14 protein-coding genes and 2 tRNA genes are annotated in these 18115 nt (G+C 68.5%); 5 read left to right on the plus strand and 11 right to left on the minus strand.

Features of this window, described 5'->3' with window-relative positions:
• Positions 1-14: 14 nt before the first annotated feature.
• From ACQY76_RS19635 to ACQY76_RS19650, 4 genes are all read right to left on the minus strand, one after another.
• Positions 15-2846 carry a valine--tRNA ligase gene (locus ACQY76_RS19635; protein WP_428030370.1) on the minus strand — a complete coding sequence of 944 codons (2832 nt, stop codon included), beginning with the start codon at positions 2844-2846 and terminating at the stop codon, positions 15-17.
• A 137-nt stretch (positions 2847-2983) separates the two neighbouring features.
• Positions 2984-4558 carry a DUF2497 domain-containing protein gene (locus tag ACQY76_RS19640; RefSeq protein ID WP_428030371.1) on the minus strand — a complete coding sequence of 525 codons (1575 nt, stop codon included), beginning with the start codon at positions 4556-4558 and terminating at the stop codon, positions 2984-2986.
• A gap of 281 nt (positions 4559-4839) precedes the next feature.
• Complete coding sequence (locus ACQY76_RS19645; protein WP_428030372.1) at positions 4840-6249, minus strand: TolC family outer membrane protein; 1410 nt, start codon at positions 6247-6249, stop codon at positions 4840-4842.
• A gap of 180 nt (positions 6250-6429) precedes the next feature.
• Positions 6430-7092 (minus strand): protein-L-isoaspartate O-methyltransferase family protein, encoded by a 663-nt coding sequence (locus ACQY76_RS19650; protein ID WP_428030373.1) that lies wholly within the window; start codon positions 7090-7092, stop codon positions 6430-6432.
• A 397-nt stretch (positions 7093-7489) separates the two neighbouring features.
• Between ACQY76_RS19650 and ACQY76_RS19655 the strand changes: the two genes are divergently transcribed.
• The 5 genes from ACQY76_RS19655 (at position 7490) to ACQY76_RS19675 (ending at position 10755) form a co-directional block, all read left to right on the plus strand.
• A tRNA-Cys gene (locus ACQY76_RS19655) sits at positions 7490-7563 on the plus strand.
• A 203-nt stretch (positions 7564-7766) separates the two neighbouring features.
• Positions 7767-9566: an ABC transporter ATP-binding protein gene (locus ACQY76_RS19660; RefSeq protein ID WP_428030374.1), complete on the plus strand. Its 1800-nt coding sequence runs from the start codon at positions 7767-7769 to the stop codon at positions 9564-9566.
• A gap of 88 nt (positions 9567-9654) precedes the next feature.
• Positions 9655-9730, plus strand: a tRNA-Asn gene (locus ACQY76_RS19665).
• A gap of 407 nt (positions 9731-10137) precedes the next feature.
• Entirely contained in the window at positions 10138-10368 is a 231-nt protein-coding gene (locus tag ACQY76_RS19670) for a hypothetical protein (protein WP_428030375.1), read from the plus strand.
• Positions 10369-10425: 57 nt separating this feature from the next.
• Positions 10426-10755 carry a hypothetical protein gene (locus ACQY76_RS19675; RefSeq protein ID WP_428030376.1) on the plus strand — a complete coding sequence of 110 codons (330 nt, stop codon included), beginning with the start codon at positions 10426-10428 and terminating at the stop codon, positions 10753-10755.
• Positions 10756-10906: 151 nt separating this feature from the next.
• Here the strand turns inward: ACQY76_RS19675 and ACQY76_RS19680 are convergent, their stop codons facing one another.
• From ACQY76_RS19680 to ACQY76_RS19710, 7 genes are read right to left on the minus strand one after another with little or no spacing between them, the layout of a single operon-like run.
• Complete coding sequence (locus tag ACQY76_RS19680; RefSeq protein WP_428030377.1) at positions 10907-11719, minus strand: alpha/beta fold hydrolase; 813 nt, start codon at positions 11717-11719, stop codon at positions 10907-10909.
• A 9-nt stretch (positions 11720-11728) separates the two neighbouring features.
• Positions 11729-12778, minus strand: coding sequence for a proline racemase family protein (locus ACQY76_RS19685; RefSeq protein WP_428030378.1), 1050 nt, complete (start codon positions 12776-12778; stop codon positions 11729-11731).
• Positions 12779-12788: 10 nt separating this feature from the next.
• Positions 12789-13715 (minus strand): dihydrodipicolinate synthase family protein, encoded by a 927-nt coding sequence (locus ACQY76_RS19690; RefSeq protein ID WP_428030379.1) that lies wholly within the window; start codon positions 13713-13715, stop codon positions 12789-12791.
• Positions 13712-15499, minus strand: coding sequence for a cobalamin-dependent protein (locus ACQY76_RS19695; RefSeq protein WP_428030380.1), 1788 nt, complete (start codon positions 15497-15499; stop codon positions 13712-13714). Before ACQY76_RS19695 ends, ACQY76_RS19690 begins: the two co-directional genes overlap by 4 nt.
• 12 nt (positions 15500-15511) lie before the next feature.
• Positions 15512-15826 (minus strand): NIPSNAP family protein, encoded by a 315-nt coding sequence (locus ACQY76_RS19700; RefSeq protein WP_428030381.1) that lies wholly within the window; start codon positions 15824-15826, stop codon positions 15512-15514.
• A gap of 33 nt (positions 15827-15859) precedes the next feature.
• Positions 15860-16861 carry a 4-hydroxyproline epimerase gene (locus ACQY76_RS19705; protein WP_428030382.1) on the minus strand — a complete coding sequence of 334 codons (1002 nt, stop codon included), beginning with the start codon at positions 16859-16861 and terminating at the stop codon, positions 15860-15862.
• Between the two features lie 16 nt (positions 16862-16877).
• On the minus strand, positions 16878-18104 hold the full coding sequence (locus ACQY76_RS19710) for an NAD(P)/FAD-dependent oxidoreductase (RefSeq protein WP_428030383.1): 1227 nt from the start codon (positions 18102-18104) through the stop codon (positions 16878-16880).
• Positions 18105-18115: the final 11 nt, after the last annotated feature.

Raw genomic sequence — 18115 nt, forward strand, 5'->3', positions numbered from 1 at the left:
GACGGCGCGGCCGGTCAGCCCGTCCGGCCCAGCCGCACCAGCGCCTCGCCGATCTTGGCGGCACGCTCGGAAGCCGCCTCGCGGCGCTCGCGCTGCTCCTCGATAACTTCCTCAGGTGCACGTTTGATGAAATCGGCATTGCCGAGCTTGGCGTCGACCTTGGCGATGTCGTCTCGGGCCTTGCCGAGTTCCTTGGCGAGGCGCGCGCCTTCCGCCTCCATGTCGATGACGCCGGCCAGCGGCAGCGCCGCGGTCTCGCCGCGCACGACGATCTGCACCGAGCCCGCCGGGGCCTCCGCCTCGAAGGAGATGGCCGAGAGGCGGGCAAGGCGTGTCAGCGTGTCGAGCCACACCACCACGCGCTCGCGCACCTCTTCCGCCACGCCCACCAGCACGAGCGGGATCTGTGCCCCTGCCGGCACGTTCATCTCGGCGCGGACGGAACGGATTTCGGTGATGAGATCGACCAGCCAGCCGATCTCCGCCTCGGCGTCCGGCGCCTCCAGGCCTTCCAGAGCCGGCCACTCCGCCAGCACCAGCAACGTCTCGCGCGGCGCGCCGGTCTCGGCGGTGCGGGCCCATAGCTCTTCCGTCAGGAAGGGCATGAAGGGGTGCAGCATCTTCAGGATTTCGTCGAGCACGAAGGCGGTGGTCGCCCGCGTCTCGTCCTTCCAACCGCCATTGCCGTTGAAGACCGGCTTGGCGAGTTCGAGATACCAGTCGCAGAAGATGTTCCACACGAAGCGATAGGCCGCGCCGGCCGCCTCGTTGAACTTGTAGGCTTCCAGCGCCTGGGTGATCTCAGCGCCGGCCTTCTGCGTCTCGGAGAGGATCCAGCGGTTGAGGCGGGACTCGGCGTTGCGCGGCACGAAGGCGGGGTCACGCCCGCAGCCATTCATCTCGGCGAAGCGGGCGGCGTTCCACAGCTTGGTGGAGAAGTTGCGATAACCCTCGACGCGCGATGTCGCCAGCTTGATATCGCGCCCCTGCGCCGCCATCGCCGCCAGGGTGAAGCGCAGCGCGTCGGCGCCATACTTCGACACGAGGTCGAGCGGGTCGATGACGTTGCCCTTGGACTTCGACATCTTGGCGCCCTTCTCGTCGCGAACGAGGGCGTGGATGTAAACGTCCTTGAACGGCACCTCGGGCATGAAGTGCAGCCCCATCATCATCATCCGGGCGACCCAGAAGAAGATGATGTCGAAGCCGGTGATCAGCACCGAGGTCGGGTAGAAGCGCGCCACCTCGGCCGTGTCGTCCGGCCAGCCCAGCGTCGAGAACGGCCACAGGGCGGAGGAGAACCAGGTGTCGAGAACGTCCTCGTCGCGGGTGATCAGCGCCGCGCGCTTCTCGGGATCGGCGGCAAGCTCCTGCGCCTCGGCGTCGGTGATGATGCCGTTCTGCACGCAATGGGCGAGCGCGGCCGCGACCGCCGCCTCTTCCGTCTCCTCGACGAAGATCGTGCCGTCCGGCCCGTACCAGGCCGGGATCTGGTGCCCCCACCAGAGCTGGCGCGAGACGCACCAGGGCTGGATGTTCTCCAGCCACTCGAAATAGGTCTTCTCCCAGTTCTTCGGCACGAAGTTCGTCCGCCCCTCGCGCACGGCGGCGAGTGCCGGCTGGGCGAGGGTGTGGGCGTCGACATACCACTGGTCGGTCAGCCAGGGCTCGATCACCACGTTGGAGCGGTCGCCATGCGGCACCATGTGGGTGTGCGGCTCGATCTTATCGAGCACGCCGCGCTCCTCCAGCAGCGCCACGATGGCCTTGCGCGCCGCCTCGCGCGAGAGGCCATCCAGCGCCAGAGCGGCGTCGAGATCGGCGCCCGCCTGCGTGCCGGCGACGAATTCCTCATTGCCGGCCAGCGTGATCCGCGCCTCGGCGTCGAGCACGTTGATCATCGGCACATTGTGCCGGCGGCCGACCTCGAAATCGTTGAAGTCGTGCGCCGGGGTAATCTTCACCGCGCCGGTGCCCTTGGTCGGGTCGGAATACGCGTCCGGGACGATGGGGATCAGCCGGCCGACCAGCGGCAGGCGCACCTTCGCATTGGCCGCGACGAGGCCCTGGTAGCGCGGATCTTCCGGGTGCACCGCGACCGCCGTGTCGCCCAGCATGGTCTCCGGGCGGGTGGTGGCGACGACGATGTAGTCGCGGGTCTCGAACTCGAAAGGAAGGCCATTCTCGTCGAAGGCGATCGGGTGCTCATAAGTCACGCCGTCGGCGAGCGGGTAGCGCAGGTGCCAGAGATGGCCCTTCACCTCCACCTGCAGCACTTCGAGATCGGAAATGGCAGACTGGAACTTCGGGTCCCAGTTGACCAGCCGCTTGTCCTTGTAGATCAGCCCTTCCTTGTAGAGCCGGACGAACACCTTGAGCACGGCCCGGGACAGGCCCTCGTCCATGGTGAAGCGCTCGCGCGACCAGTCGCAGGAAGCGCCCAGCTTCTTGAGCTGGTTGATGATGGTGCCGCCGGATTCCTCCTTCCACTCCCAGATGCGCTCGACGAAGGCGGCGCGGCCCATGTCGCGGCGGCCGGGAAGCTGGCGCTCGGCGAGCTGGCGCTCCACCACCATCTGCGTCGCGATGCCGGCATGGTCGGTGCCGACCTGCCAGAGCACATCCTTGCCGCGCATGCGCTCGAAGCGGCAGAGAATGTCCTGCAGCGTGTTGTTGAGCGCGTGCCCCATATGGAGCGAGCCGGTGACGTTGGGCGGCGGGATGACGATGCAATAGGGCTCGGCCCCTGCCCGCTCGGGACGTCCGCCCTTGAAGGCGCCCGCCTCCACCCAGCTCTGGTAGATGCGGTCTTCGACGGCGGCGGGATCGAACCTGTTGTCGAGCATTTTGGCTCCGGCACCTGAATGGAATGGGTGCGAGAGAAAGCGGAGCCGGCGGCCTGAGTCAACTCATCCCCGGCCAGCGCCGCGCGCAGGCCGGGGCGCCAACGACCCGAAGCGCAACGGATCGCGCCGCGACGGGCCTACTGCCCCTGGCGGGCGACGCGCTCGATTTCCGCCCGCACCAGGCGCTCGACCATGGCCGGCAGGTTCTCGTCGAGCCACGCCTTCAGCATCGGCCGCAGCGCGTCGGTGACGAGATCGTCGATGGTGCGCGGGCTGGCGCTCATCGTTCGGTGCAGCGAGCCGAAGGCGGCCGACACCGCGCTGCTGGCGGGCGGCGACACCAGCCGCTCACGCTCCGGCTCTGCGGATTCCGTGCCGGCGGCAAGCCGGCTGCCGACGACGAGGCGCGATTCGGACAGGCGTGTTTCCGCAAGCCGTGCCTCGGCCGGGCGCGGCTCCCCCATGCGGGCTTCGCTGGAGCGCGTCTCGGCAACCCGAGGCTCGGCAAAGCGGGGTTCGGGCATCCGCGCATCGGCGGCGGGAAAATCGGGCCGCACCCGCACCGCGGCGGTCTGCGGCACGGCGAGCGACGCCTCGTCGGTGGAGGCCGAAAAACCGTGGCTGGCGCGGGCCGCACCTTGCCCGGCGATGGGAGCCGCCGGATGGATGGCACCGGCGGCAGGCTGGGCGGCAAGCGTCTGCCGGGGCAATTCGCCCGCCTCCGCCACCGGGGAGACCTCGACCGGCGCAGCGGCGGCTTGCGGTTCTTCTGTCCTGACCGGATCGGTATCCGCCAGCACTGGCAGGGTGGCCTCGACCTTGACCGCGTCAACGACGCCCGGGCCGGTTGCAGGCGCCTCAGTCGGTGCGGCAGGGGCCGGCGGGGCGACCGGCGTCACGGCAGCGGGCGCAGCCTCGCGGGACGGCGCCTCGGCGACGGGCGGCGACACTGAAATCGTCACATTCGCCAGTTCGGCCTGAACGGCCTGCTCGACCGCCGCGAGGTCCAGCAACGCCGCTGCCAGCGGCTTGTCCAGGTCGCTGTCCAGAGGCGCGGAAGGCTTGGGCGCCTGCGGCCGAGGCATGGCCGCATTGGTCGCCGCCGAATTGGCGAGGGCGGGCCTAGCCGCCAGCGGCCGGACCATGGACGGCGTGGCGGTGAAGGGAGCGGCCGCAGGTCGCGCCTCGGCGGCCGGACGCGGCTCCAGCCGCGCACGCGCTTCCGGCAGGGCGCGCAAATCCGGCAGCGGACGCGGCTCGGGAAGCGGGCGGGAATCGGGGAAAAGCCGCGGCTCGGCGCGACGTGGTTCCGGCGCGCGGGTCTCGATCACCGGACGAGCCGGCGCCGGAGCCTCCAGGGCCCGGGCAGCGGAGCCGCCGGAATACACCGGGGATGATGTCGAAAGGCTGAGCGGGCGTGCCACAAAGGGGTCCGCCGCTGGCGCCCGGCCGCGCGGCGCGTAGTCGACCGGCGCCTCCGACCTCTCGCGGAACGGTGCTGGCGCATAGGCCAGGGCGCCCGAGGACTGCGCATTCGCAGCCGGCCGCAGCGGGGTTGGGGAAGCGGCGCGCGGCGCGGCACCGGGCGCGGGATCGCGGCTTGCGCCATCGCGGGAAGAGCGTGCCGGCGTGTCCGCGCGCGGGGAGGACGAGGGTTCGCTCGCCACCTCGTCGGAGATGATGCGCCGGATGGAGGCGAGGATCTCTTCCATCGACGGCTCACTGCCTCTCGCATTCACCGGCATGCGCGCTTTCCGATTCCCCAAGGACATGCCGCGCGGGCCCTGCGGCCGCAGGCGCGCGACTCGCCCGTTAACACTTCGTAAAGTGTGAACCGCCACCGGCGGAACGCCAAGCTGTAAGCCAGAACGACGAACAGGCATCGGAGGATAAGGTTAACGGCTCCGCGACCGCCAGGCACGCTTCACTATCGCCGCACTGGGCGCCACCGCAAGCAGATCCATGCGGCGGCGCCGGGCATTGCCGGCCGGGCTTACTGCCCGCCCGGCGTGCGCACGCCAATCCACGCGTCACGCACCTGGTTGTAGTGGATCTGCGGGTTGTACACCGGCACCTTGAGGGCGAGCGTAGCCGCGCTGAGCTGGCCGCTGGCCGACAGCACCGCATAGGAGGCGACGACGCGGTCGCGCTGGGCAATGACGAGGCTGGCGCGGGCGTTGAACAGCGCCGTCTGCGCGTTCAGCACGTCCAGCGTGGTGCGCTGGCCGACGCGCCATTCCTCGCGGACGCCGCGCAGAGCGATCTCGTTCGCCGCGACGGAGGCCTGCGCCGACTCGATCGCCGCCTTTGCCGCTTCGAGAGCGCCCCAGTACTGGACGACGTTGGCGCGCACCTGCTCGCGGTTCACATCGACCTCGATCCGCAGCTGGCCGAACGTCTCCTTCGCCTGGCGGATCGTCGCGTATTCGGCGCCGCCCTGATAGATCGGCACAGTGAGGTTCAGCGTCGCCGCGGCGGCGGTCTGCCGCTCGACATTCGTGGTGCTGTTGTAGTCCGACGAGGCCGAACCGTTCAGCGTCAGAGTGGGCGACAGCGCCGCCTCGGCAACCTTCACATTCGACATGCCGGCATCCACGGCGAATTCCGCCGACTTTACCGCCGGGTGCCGCGTAAGGCCGGAGTCGACCGCCAGCTGCTGGGTCTTCGGCAGCAGCCGATCGATCGGCCGGCCGGGGCTCAGCTTGGTCGGGCGCAGCCCGATCACCTGGAAGAACACCGCATTGGCCGTGTTCAGGTTCGATTCGGCGAGCGCCAGCTCGCTCTGCGCGTTGGCGACGCTGGCTTCGGCCTGCGCGACGTCGGTGCGGGTGATCTCGCCGACGGAGAAGCGGTCCCGCGCCGCGCGCAGCTCTTCCCGCAGCGCCTCGAGGTTCTGCTTCTGCAGGTCCACCAGCGCGGCGTTCTGCAGCACGTTCATGTAGGCAGTGGCCGCATCGAGCAGCACGAGCTGCTCGGTGTTGCGCAGCAATTCGCGCTGGCCGCGCACCTGCGATTCGGCGCTGCGGACCGAGTTTGCGGTCTTCAGCCCGTCATAGATCGTCTGGCTGATCGTGACGCCGAAGCCCGAGGGGTAAGTCTTCGTCTGACTGATGGAACCCGTGCCCTGAAGCGCCGCATAGCCGGAATCGATCCGGGTTTCGGCCCACTGGGCACCGACATAGGCGCTGCCGAATATCTGGGGACGATATCCGGACAGCGCGATCGGCACGTACTCATCCGTAGCGCGCGTCGCGGCGCGCTGCGAGTTGAGTGTGGGGTTATTGCGATAGGCCGCCGAAAGGGCCTGTTCGAGGGTCTGTGCTTTCGCCGGCACCGTAATGCCAACAAAAAAAGCGACCGTCGCCCACGCGACGACCTTCCCCCCGGTAGCCGACAGCCACATGTCCAACCTCTGCGAACGCTAACCTGATTGGAAGCCGCCTGCCCCCGGGCGACTCTCTCATTCTCTTATGACGCGAACGCAAGATAGGTGCTCGGAGAGGGGCTGTGAACTGGTCGGTTTGGTCCTGTGGTCGTTTTAACCGCAACGCGGCAGATCAGCCACAGGGGCCCGTCAAAACCCTTAGAAAACAAAGCCTGGACGAGCCTCGAAGCCCGGCAGGGTCGGCACGGCGGCGTCGAACACCACCCGCGAACCCATGCCGCCCGAGGTATGGGTGAACACCGTGGCCCGCCCCGCCCGGCCGCGCCCGACCACGGCAAGAAGGCGCCCGCCCGGCTTGAGCTGGGCGAGAAGCGATTCGGGCACCGAATCGACCGAGCCGTTGACGAGGATCACGTCATAGGGGGCCTCGGCCGGCCAGCCGGCGGGCATCGGCCCCTGAACATAGGCGGCGTTGAGCAGGCCGAGGTCGACCAGCAGCGCCGAGCCCTGCGCGGCGAGCTCGGCATCTTCCTCCAGCGCCACGACCTGCCCCGCCAGCTTGGCCAGAACCGCCGTGGAGTAGCCGCTGGCCGCCCCGATATCGAGCACCAGCGCGTCCGGCCCGATCTCGGCGGCCTGCAGCAGCTTGGCGAGCACCATCGGCTCCATCAGGTAGCGCGAGGGGGCCCCTTCCTTCACCAGCAGGTCGTCGTCGATATAGGCGAAGTTGCGCAGGCTGGCGGGCACGAAGCGCTCGCGCGGCGTCTCCAGCATGGCGGCCACGATGCGCAGGTCGGTGACGTCGTTGGCCCGGACCTGGGCATCCACCATGGCGCGGCGCAGTTCGGCGAAATCGATCATTCGGGGACAACCTCGAAAGCAGACGGGCAAAGCCCGCGCGCGGTGCGCGCGGAAGTCGCGCAGACGAAAAGCGCGAGAGAACGGCAGAGAATTGCGGCACGCGCGCCTGCAATGCAAGCGTTCTCGACGGGCTGCCACGCAGATTTCCAGCCCCCGTCGGCCGCGCGCCGCGCACATGCGGCGCGTCTGGCTCCTGTGGCGACGGCCTGCGGCCCGGTGCCGCGCCCCCGTGCCGCGCGCCACCCCCGCGGCCGGCCACGCGGACGGGCCGCCGGCGCCGGACGCGTGCGGTCATCCACCGTGCTCTCCACCTTCACCCTGCGGACGCGTTGCTCATCGCCGCCACCTCTGTTATGAGCCGCTCCGGCCCATCGGGCGCCTGCGGGCTGCCCCGGTCGGCCACGTGGCGGAGTGGTTACGCAGCGGACTGCAAATCCGTGCACCCCGGTTCGATTCCGGGCGTGGCCTCCAGTTCACGCACCCGCCGCCAGCCTTCCAAAAAGGGCGGGCGGCGGGTGTCGTCACGCCTGCATTTTCCCGCTGGAGTCCCGCCGTCACTGGTTTGACAACGACCTGTGATCGTCGTTGATGATCCCGCGCCCTCCCCCGCCGGTGAAGCGGGCGACGGAGCGACGCCCGACCCGGCCGGGCCCCTGTGCAAAGGATATTCGCTGATGTTGCCACCCAAGATGGCCAACGCGTTCCGCAACATGATCAGCCCCGAGACCCGCGACACGGTGCGACGGCTGTTCGTGATGGAAGGGCGCCGCCACTGGAAGGGGTATGCACTGTCGTTCGTCTTCATGGCCTTCATGGCCGGGACGACTTCGGGCCTCGCCTATCTCATGGGCACGGTCATCAACCGCATTTTCGTCGAGCAGAGTTCGTCGGCGATCTGGATTTTGTCGGGCGCCGTGGTGGCGCTCTCCGTCACCAAGGGCTTCGCCGCCTATGGCCAGGCGGTGACGCTCGCCAAGGTCGGCAACCGCATCGTCGCCGACAACCAGAAGCGCGTGCTGGACCGCCTGCTGACCCAGGACGTCACCTTCTTCTCGGGCAGCCACACCGCCGAGATCATGATGCGCTTCAACACGGGCGCGCAGGCGGCGCGCAACGTGCTGAACCTCATCATTACCAGCCTCGGGCGCGACCTGCTCTCGGTCGTCGGCCTCACGGCGGTGATGATCATCCAGGACCCGTTCATGGCGCTGATCGGCTTCATCGTGATGCCGATCGCGGTGGTCGGGGTGCGCGCACTGATCCGCAAGGTGCAGAAGATCTTCAGCCGCGAGTTCCACACCTCGATCCAGATCATGACCGAGTCGATCGACTCGTTTCAGGGCATCCGCACCATCAAGTCCTTCACCCTGGAAGACAGCCAGCGCGCCAAGATCTACGAGCGCATCGACCGTATGGAGAAGGCCTCCAACCGCATGATGCGGGCGCAGTCGCAGTCCGGCCCGCTGATGGAAGCGCTGGGCGGCGTCTCGATCGGCCTCGTCGTCATGTATGCCGGCTGGGGCGTGCTGCATGCCGGCCGCACCCCGGGCGAGTTCTTCTCGGTCATCACCGCGCTGCTGCTCTGCTACGAGCCGGCCAAGCGCCTTGCCCGGCTGAACATCGACCTCACCACCCATCTGCTCGGCGCGCGCATGCTGTTCGCCCTGCTTGACCGGCCCGCCGTCGAGCAGGACGCGCCCGGCACGCCGGAACTCGCCGTCTCCGGCGGCCGGATCGTGTTCGACGAGGTGGTGTTCAGCTATCGCGAGAGCGAGCCGGTGCTGCGCGGCCTCAGCTTCACCGCCGAGCCCGGCCGCACCACCGCGCTTGTCGGCCCCTCGGGCGGCGGCAAGAGCACGGTGATGAACCTGCTGGAGCGCTTCTACGACGCCGATTCCGGCATCATCACCATTGATGGCCAGCGGATCGACACGGTGACGCGCAAGTCGCTGCGCCAGTCTATCGGCTTCGTCAGCCAGGACGTGTTCCTGTTCACCGGCACGGTGCGCGAGAACATTGCCGCCGGCCGTCCGGGGGCGACCGAGGACGAGATCATCGCCGCCGCCAGGGCGGCGCACGCGCATGACTTCATCATGGGCTTCGAGGGCGGCTATGGAAGCCGCGTCGGCGAGCGGGGCACGCAGCTCTCCGGCGGCCAGCGCCAGCGTATCGCCATCGCCCGCGCCTTCCTGAAGGACGCGCCGATTCTGCTGCTCGACGAAGCCACGGCGGCACTCGACAGCGAATCGGAGGCGGAAGTGCAGAAGGCTCTGCAGGAACTGCAGGCCAACCGCACCACGCTGGTCATCGCCCATCGCCTGCAGACCGTCATCAACGCCGACCGGATCTGCGTGATCGAGAAGGGCCGAGTGGTCGAAAGCGGCCGCCACGAGGAGCTGGTAGCCCAGCGCGGGCGCTATTTCACCTTCCACCAGCTGCAGTTCGCCGGGCAGCAGGAAAGGCTCAGCGCCTGAGGATATCCACATGGGTGCGGGATCAGGGGTTCACAAACCGATCCCGCGTTGCTATATCGCCGCCTCCGAGACGCCACGGCGTCCCCGGTCCCTGATAGCTCAGTTGGTAGAGCGTTCGACTGTTAATCGAATGGTCGCAGGTTCGAGTCCTGCTCAGGGAGCCATCTATTTCCTCCAAGACGTGCATTTTGCTCAGTTTTCAGCAAAACCACCTGGAGCGACCCCACCCTTTTCCCCAATCCGAGCCTGGCGCTTGAGGCGGTGATTTTGCGGCTGCCGCGGCTGAATCGACCCCTCCCCGGCTCATTGGCTCGGAGGCCGCCAGCCGGAAAAGGCCCGCCGCTGCGAATGAGGGGACGGGCATCCGGGTAGGCGCTTCCCTCGCCGGTCTCCGGCCCTCCGGTGGATCGCCTTTGGCCTCGCCAGCTTCTCGCAGGAAACGGGGCCTGTCGAAGCGGTTCGTCCACGGCGCCATTGCCGATCGTCCCGACCCCCCGTGCGGGCGTGGCCTTACGCACGGAACAATCTCGTTCACCAATTGTTAACGATTGTTGCAACGGGAGGTCAGCCCATGCTCGCGCATAAGTTCGACGTCGACTCGTCCAGCATTGCCTTCGATCGGCAGCACGGTCGTTTGGCGATGAAGCTGCAGCCCATCGTCCCGACCTATGATGAAGCCGCCGCCATTATTTATGGCTGGGGCGTCATGGCCGGCTGCCCGGACATCCGCCGATTGGTCGTCGACATCGAGGTCGACGCCGAAGACGTGCCTCGGCCGGCCGCACACCTGCGGCACGCCTGAAAACGGAACCCGGTCGCCAGCACGGCGTTACCCATTACCAAACGCAGGAGTAACACCATGGCCAGCACACCCGATCTCGCCGTCCTCTCCAAGGATCTCGACGTCCTCCGTCGCGATGTTGCCAAGCTCGCCAGCGCGCTGGCCAGCCAGGGCGGCGCCAGCGTCGGCCGGTATGCTCGCCATTACGCCCGCCACGGCGCGGCGCGCGCTGGCGCGGCGCTCGACTACGCTGCCGCCGGTGGCGCCGATCTGCTTGAGGAGGCCGGCAGCCACGCCCGGTATGCCGCCGATGAGGTCGCGACGCAGGTGCGGCGGCATCCCGGCATCGCACTCGCGGGGCTGCTGACCGTGGGAATGATCGCCTATCTGGCCGCCAGCCGCCGCTAGGGTCTTGCGCCCACTGCCGATGTGCTCGCAGCGCGAGCACAGGCACAGCCATCAGCCTTGATCAACACCATGAGGCGCGGAGCCGTAGGCTTCGCGCCTTTTACGTCAATAACCAGTCAGGGCAGGTTGTCCCTGACGGTCGTCACATGCGTCATGGGGCAGAAGGCGCGCTATGCGGCATGAGAAAATCCCCCACATGCCGGGCGAACAGGTCGGCACGCGTGCGGGGGTAGAAATGCCCTCCGTCGAACGCCGCTAGCGTGGCGCCGGGAATGCCGTGGGCGATTCGCTCTGACTGGGCGAAGAGGATCATCTCGTCGTCGCGCGCGCCAAGGATCAGCGCGGGCGCCCGGATACTGCCGAGTTCCGCCGCCCGGTCGAAGGCCAGCAGCATGCGGATGCGATCCATCGCCACCGAGAGCGGGGCGAGAGACTGGGCCGCCCGCCCGACCGCCGCATCGAGCTCAGCCTCGTGGCTGGCGATCCACTCCGCATCATAGCCGAGCACATGGGTGAAGGCCTGGTAGATGTCCGGCCGGCCAGCTTCGAGAAGCGCTAGCCGCGCCTCGAACAAAGCCCGGAAGCGCGCATCCGGGCCCGGCCAGCTGCCCGAGATGATCAGGCGGTCCACCCTGTCGGGATTGTCGAGGGCGATCGTCTGCACCACCGTGCCGCCGGTGGAATGGCCAACGAGATGGGCCCGGGCGCACCCGGCCTCGTCCATGATCTCCAGGACGTCGGCCGCGATGCGCGCGATCGTGTAGGGGCCCTCCGGCCGGTCGCTGCGCCCGGCGCCGCGATGATCGACGATCAGCAGCCGGAAGCGCGACGCCAGGCGCTCCGCCACCGGCTCCCAGAAGCGCCCGTCACCGCCGAGGCCGGGGATGAGCCCCACGGCAGGGCCAGCGGCGCCCCGCACGTCGTAATGCACGCGGCAGCCATCGGACATCATCGTCAAGGGCATGGCGGAACCTCAGATCGGCTGTTCGCCCGTATATCCCGGCCAGGTGTCGCCCAGCCGGAAGCCGTCCGGGAACGGGTCGGTGGGGTCGAGCACATATTGGTGGAAGGCGGTGATCCAGCCCGGCCCGGTGATGGTCGGCAGCACGGCCGGCAGGCCGGCCAGTTCGGCCGTGCCGCGCAGCCGGCCGATGAACTCGGTGCCGATGAGCGAGCGATGCAGAAAACGCTCGCCCACCTGCAACTGCCCCTTGGCGTGCAGTACCGCCATGCGCGCGCAGGTTCCCGTGCCGCAGGGCGAGCGATCATGCCGACCCGGCGAGACGATGACGGTGTTCGTCGAGACCAGTCCCTGCTCGTCGCGCTCCAGCGGCCCGGCGAACAGGGTCTGGTTAATGGTGTGGATTTCCGGGTTTTCCGGATGCACGCAGGGGATTTGCTCGGCCGCCGCCGCCTTGATGCGCTCGCCCACTTCCACCAGCTGCGCGGCCTCCTTCAGCTCCAGCCGGAAGCCGAGCGATGCCGCATCGACGATGGCGTAGATCATCCCGCCATAGCCGACATCCACGGTGACGCGACCGAGGCCCGGCACCTCGACCGCGCGGTCCAGCGCGAAGGCGAAGCCGGGAACATTGTCGAAGGTCACGTTCACGCACTTGCCGTCCCGGCACTCGGCCGAGACTTTCACCAGTCCCGCGGGCGCTTCCAGCACCAGATGGGTCACCGGCTCCTGCATCGGGATGATACCCGTCTCCAGCAGCACGGTGACGGTGCAGATCGTGTTGGTGCCCGACATCGGCACGTAGTAGTCGGACTCGATGATGACGAAGCCGGCGTCGGCTTCCGGCGTCGTCGGCGGCAGCACCAGATTGACGCATTGCGAGACCCGCCCGCGCGGCTCGTTCAGCAGAAAACGACGCAGCTCGTCGCGATGCGTCTGCACATATTGCATCTTCTCGAACATGGTCTTGCCGGGCACGTCGCGCACGCCCCCGGTGATGACCTCGTTGAGCTCGCCGGCAGCGTGCGCCCCGACAACAGTGATCATCCGGCTGAAGCGCATCGGTCTCTCCTCAAGCTGCCGAACGCGGGGTGGCGGCGAGCACGCTGACCGTCGCCTCGAGTACGCCGAGCACCCGCTCGCGCTCTGTGCCGATCAGCGGCAGGCGCGGCGCGCGCACCCACTCCGGCGCGCCATAGACGACCTTCTCCGCCAGCTTGATGTACTGCACCAGCTTGACGTCGGTATCGAGATGGAAGGCGGGGGTGAGGATGCGGTAGAGCCTGCGCGCCTCGTCATAGCGGCCGGCCATGCACAGGTTGAACAGCTCGACGCACTCCGCCGGCCAGGCATTGGTCATGCCCGATACCCAGCCGGTGACGCCCAGCGCCGCGCTTTCCAGGAGCAGGTCATCGACGCCGCAGAACACCGAGAAGCGGTCGCCGCATTCATTGTAGAGATCGGTGACGCGGCGGATGTTGCCGGTCTCCTCCTTCACGCAGACGATGTTCTTCACATCGGCAAGGTCGTTGAGGATGGCCGGGGTGACGTCGACGCCATAGGCGATCGGGTTGTTGTAGATCATGATCGGAAGGCCGCAGCCGGTGCCGAGCGTGCGATACCAGGCGGCCGTCTCGCGCGGGTCGCTCTTGTAGGCGATCGACGGAAAGGCCATCAGCCCCTGCGCGCCCAGCTTCTCATAATGGCGGGCGGAGGCCAGCGCCTCGGTCATGCCGACATGGGCGAGGCCCGAGAGCAACGGCACGCGCCCGGCCACGACCTCCTTTGCGGCGAGGATGACGCTCTCGCGCTCGGCCGCGGTCAGCGAAGCGTTCTCGCCCAGCATCGGCAGCACGATGACGCCCGAGACGCCGTTCGTGATCAGCCGGTCGATGCTCGCCTGGGTGGCGGGGAGATCCAGGCTTTCGTCTTCCTTGAGCTTGGTGGTGACGGCGGGAAATACACCTGTCCAGCGGACCGTATCGGCGGAAAGAGTCATGGCGTTTCCTGGGGTGGGGTTGAAGCGGCGGCGAGCGCGGCGAGCTTGCGGGTCAGGTCTTCCGGGGTGTCGCAAGGCATGATGCCGAGCGCGCGAATATCCGCGCGCACATCGACGGGCAGACCCGAATTGGAATCGTCCGGCACCTGGTTGAGACGGCCGCCAATGCAAACCGGCAAGTCGGCACCGGCGCGGGCGAGAGCGTCCTTCACCTCGCGGGCATAACGCAGCGCGACGCCATTATAGGTGCTGATGGCGATGAGGTCGGCCTTGGCCGCGAGCGCGGTGGCGACGAGGTCGTCGGCATCGACCGAGGTGCCGCCGTCGACCGTCGCCACGCCGAGATGGCCGAGGGTGCGCTCGATCAGGTTCTTGCCGTGCTCATGCACATCGCTGGAGGCGACGCAGGCGACGAGCTTGCGGCCAGCGATGCGTGTGGCGGCTTCCAGGGGCACGCGCGCGGCCCAGTCGCGGGCGGCGTGCTCCAGTTCGTCCACCCATTCGGCCTGCGCCACCGCGCGGCGCCCGCTCCACGCTTTCGCCTCCGGCGCGCCGGCGCCGAACGCTGCTTCCAGGCGCTTGGGGCCGATGCGGCGCAAAGCGAGCATCGTCTGGGCGGGATCGGCGGTGTCGATGCCCTCTTGCTCCAGCCCGGCCAGCGTACGCGCCGCAAACAGATGGCCGCCCTGAACCAGCCGCTCGGCCAGCGCGTCGACGGGCGCGGTGTCGATCAGCCCGGAGGAGCCGGCGGCATGTTCGGCGAGGCGGTGGGCGAAGAGCTGGGCGTCGATGATCTCGTCGATATCGGGAATGCGCTCGTTCTCGGTCACCGGCACGGGATTGACCGCATGACCCGTGTGCCGGCGGCCCAGCGCCCAAATATCCGCCTGCAGGTAGCTCGCCAGGCTGGCATAGTTGCCGGCGGGGGTGGATTTGTAGCTCACCGTGTTGCCGAAGATCATCGTCCCCGGCGTGTCGGTGACCTGCGCCAACGCGGCGTGGAACGCCATGCGCACCAGCGGCGCGGTGAAATGGTGGCCGAAGCAGTGCGACAGCCGGGCGCCGATGAGCGTCTCGACGATGTGCTTTTCCACCAGCACCATACCGAGCGCCGAGCTCATGTCGGCGAACAGGCCGGCAAAGCCGTCATCGAGATTGGAATGCACCAGCACCTCGACCGGCTGCGCGGCGATGAGGCCGAGCGCGGTCACGGTGGCATGGGTGGTGGCGACATCGTCGTCCCAGTCCGGCAGGCGGAAGGTGAAATACTGGCCGAGATTGCCGATGGCGGTGGCGCCGGCCGCGAGCGCGCCCTTGGTGTTCTCCAGCGCCCCCGGCAGGCCCAGCATGAAGTCGCCGAAATGCGCGGCGGCGGGCGCCGCATTGGTGATACGGGCGAAGCTCTCCGCCCCTTCCAGCACGATGCCGGTGCCGCGCCGGCTACCCTTCCGCATGTCCGGCGGGTAGCCCATCGACATATCGAGCGTGATTCCGAAGCGATCCACCCTGGCGCCGTGGCGGGCACAGGCGGCGTGGACCTCGGCGATGGCGGCGACCGTGCGCTCGACGCTGCGGAAGCCGATATGCGCGTGCTGCATGACGCGCCCGGCGAGCGCCTCGCGCCGCTTGTACGCCGCCTCGCTCGCCACACCCTGAGCGTCGAGGAAGGCGTTGCGGCCGACCGTCCAGCCCCGCACCAGCGCCCGCCCCGCGCCCACGAGTTCCCCGCCCGGCTGCAGCGTCGGGGGAATCAGCTGGTCGCGGGAAGGGAGCGGCGCGGTCATCGGCAGGCTCCGTCAGCGCATCGGTGAGAGCGCGGTGGGGGCGAGTATGCGCGTCTGCTGGCTCTGGATCATGCCCTTGATCGCGGCGAGATAATCCTGCCACGGCGCATAAGCGAGCATCTCGGCCCGGCGGGCCTCGCGATCGGCCATGCTGTCATAGCGCCACAGCGCGACGACATGGTTCAGCTCGCCGATCTCGGCGACGAAGTGGCCGACGAACGTGCCGAGAAAGCGCTTCTGGATGTCGAGGCCGAGCGTCTCATAGGCATGGAGAAAATCGCCCATTCGGCCGGGCACGATGTGGTAGTCGCGCTCTTCGAGGATCATCGCCCCCTCCGATGTTCGAGCATCATCGCCGCCTCACGCCAGCTGGAAGCCGAGGGCGAGCGGGTCGCGCTCGTCGACGGTGATGGTGTTGTGGCCATAGACACGGGCCCAGCCGCCGATGCTCGGGCGGATGGCCGGACGGCCGGCCACCTCGGCGGCGCTCTCCACCCGGCCGTGGAACAGCGTACCGATGATGCTTTCATGCACATAGGTGTCGCCGACCTTCAAAAGCCCCTTCGCCACGCGCTGGGCCATGCGGGAGGAGGTGCCGGTGCCGCAGGGCGAGCGGTCGATACCCTTGTCGCCATAGAACACCGCGTTGCGGCCATCGGCCTCCGGGTGCTTCGGGCCATCCGCCCACATCACATGGCTGACGCCGTTGATGCGCGGGTCCTCCGGATGCACCGGGGCGACCGCCGCCTGCACCGCCGCGCGCACCGCCGGGCTGAGCCTCAGAATGTCCTCGGCCTTCATGCCGTCGAGGCCGGCCCAGTTCTTCTGCGGCTCGACGATGGCGTAGTAATTGCCGCCATAGGACACATCGACGACGAGTTCCCCGATGCCGGGGACGTCGACCGTCACCCCCTCGGCATGCAGGTAGCTGGCAATGTTGAACAGCCGCACCTGGTCGACGAAGCGGCCATTGCGCGTGTACTCGATCTCCACCCGCCCGGCGGGCACTTCCAGCGCCAGACGGCCCTCCACCTTCGGCACCACGAAGCCCTGTTCGAGCGCCACGGTGACGGTGCCAATGGTGCCATGGCCGCACATGGGCAGGCAGCCGGAAACCTCGATGAACAGCACGCCCAGCTCGCAATCCTCCCGCGAGGGCGGGTAGAGGATCGAGCCGGACATCACGTCGTGGCCGCGCGGCTCGAACATAAGCGCCTTGCGCACCCAGTCATGGTCGCGCAGGAAGATCTGCCGTTTCTCCGCCATCGACACATTGGGCAGCAGCGGCGCGCCGCCGGCGACCACGCGCACCGGGTTGCCGCAGGTGTGGGCGTCGACACAGAGGAAGGTGTGCGGGTTCATGACGGGCTCCGCCTGACTAGTTGAAGCGTTGGATGGCGAATGGGGTGATGTCGACGGAGGTCTGACGGCCGGCGACCAGTTCGGCGATCAGGCGGCCCGTGGTCGGGCCGAAGGTCAGCCCGGTATGGCCGTGGCCGAAGGCGTAGAACACGTCGCCGCGCCGGGGCGAGCGGCCGATGACGGGGAGTGAATCCGCCGTGGTCGGGCGATGGCCCATCCAGCGCGTGCCGCCCTCAATGTTCAGCCCCGGCAGAAAGCGGCGGCCCAATTGGGCGAGCGCGTCGGAGCGGGCATAGTTCGGGGCGGCCTCCAGCCCGGCGAATTCCGCCGCCCCGCCAATGCGCAACCCCGCCTCGATGGGCGTGGCGACGAAGGCGCGCTCGGCAAAGATCACCTCACGCGTGAGCGAAACGCCCGGCGCCGGAAGCGTGGTGTTGTAGCCGCGCTCGCTCTCGATCAGCGCCCGGTCGCCGATCTGCCGGCCGAGCTGGCCGGACCAGGCGCCGGCGGCAACCACCAGCCGCTCGAAGACGATGCGCCGTCCGTCCCGTGTCACCACCTCGTTGCCGGCGATGCCCGCGACCTCGCCCGTCACCATCGCCACGCCGCGCGCCTCGAGATGGCTGCGCAGGCGATCGACGATGCGCTTGGGATCGGAGACGTGCGACCATTGCGGGGTCATGATGGCGTGGCGGATCGTGTTCGCCAGCGCCGGCTCCAGAGCCCGCGCGGCGGCGCCGTCCATCTCCTCGCAGACCAGGCCGTGCCGGCGGCGCACATCGTGGAAGCGCCGGTCCGCCTCGAAGCCGGAGCGCGTCTCATAGACCCACAGCGCGCCGACGCGGTGCAGGTCGCCCATCAGGTCGAGTTCGGCGAGCAGCGGCAGCAAATCGTCATAGGTGCGGGCCGACAGCGTGGCGAGCGAGGCGGCGATCGCCTCCACCCGGTCCCAGCGCCCCTCCTTCAGGAAGCGCAGTAGCCACGGCACCAGTTTGGGGAAATGGCCGAGGCGCAGCGACAGTGGGCCCAGCGGATCGGCCAGCCAGCCCGGCACCTTCCAGGCAAGACCGGGCACGGAGGCGGGGATGATCTCGGTGACGCCGATTCCTGCAGCGTTGCCGAAGGAGCACTTGTCGCCCGCCGGATCGCGGTCCAGCACCGTTACCTCGTGCCCTTCCGCACGCAGCGCCCGGGCACAGGAGAGGCCGACAATGCCGGCGCCGATGACGAGGATGCGCGACATGTCGGGCGGCT

Source organism: Ancylobacter sp. (assembly GCF_965279025.1).
Taxonomy (GTDB): Bacteria; Pseudomonadota; Alphaproteobacteria; order Rhizobiales; family Xanthobacteraceae; genus Ancylobacter.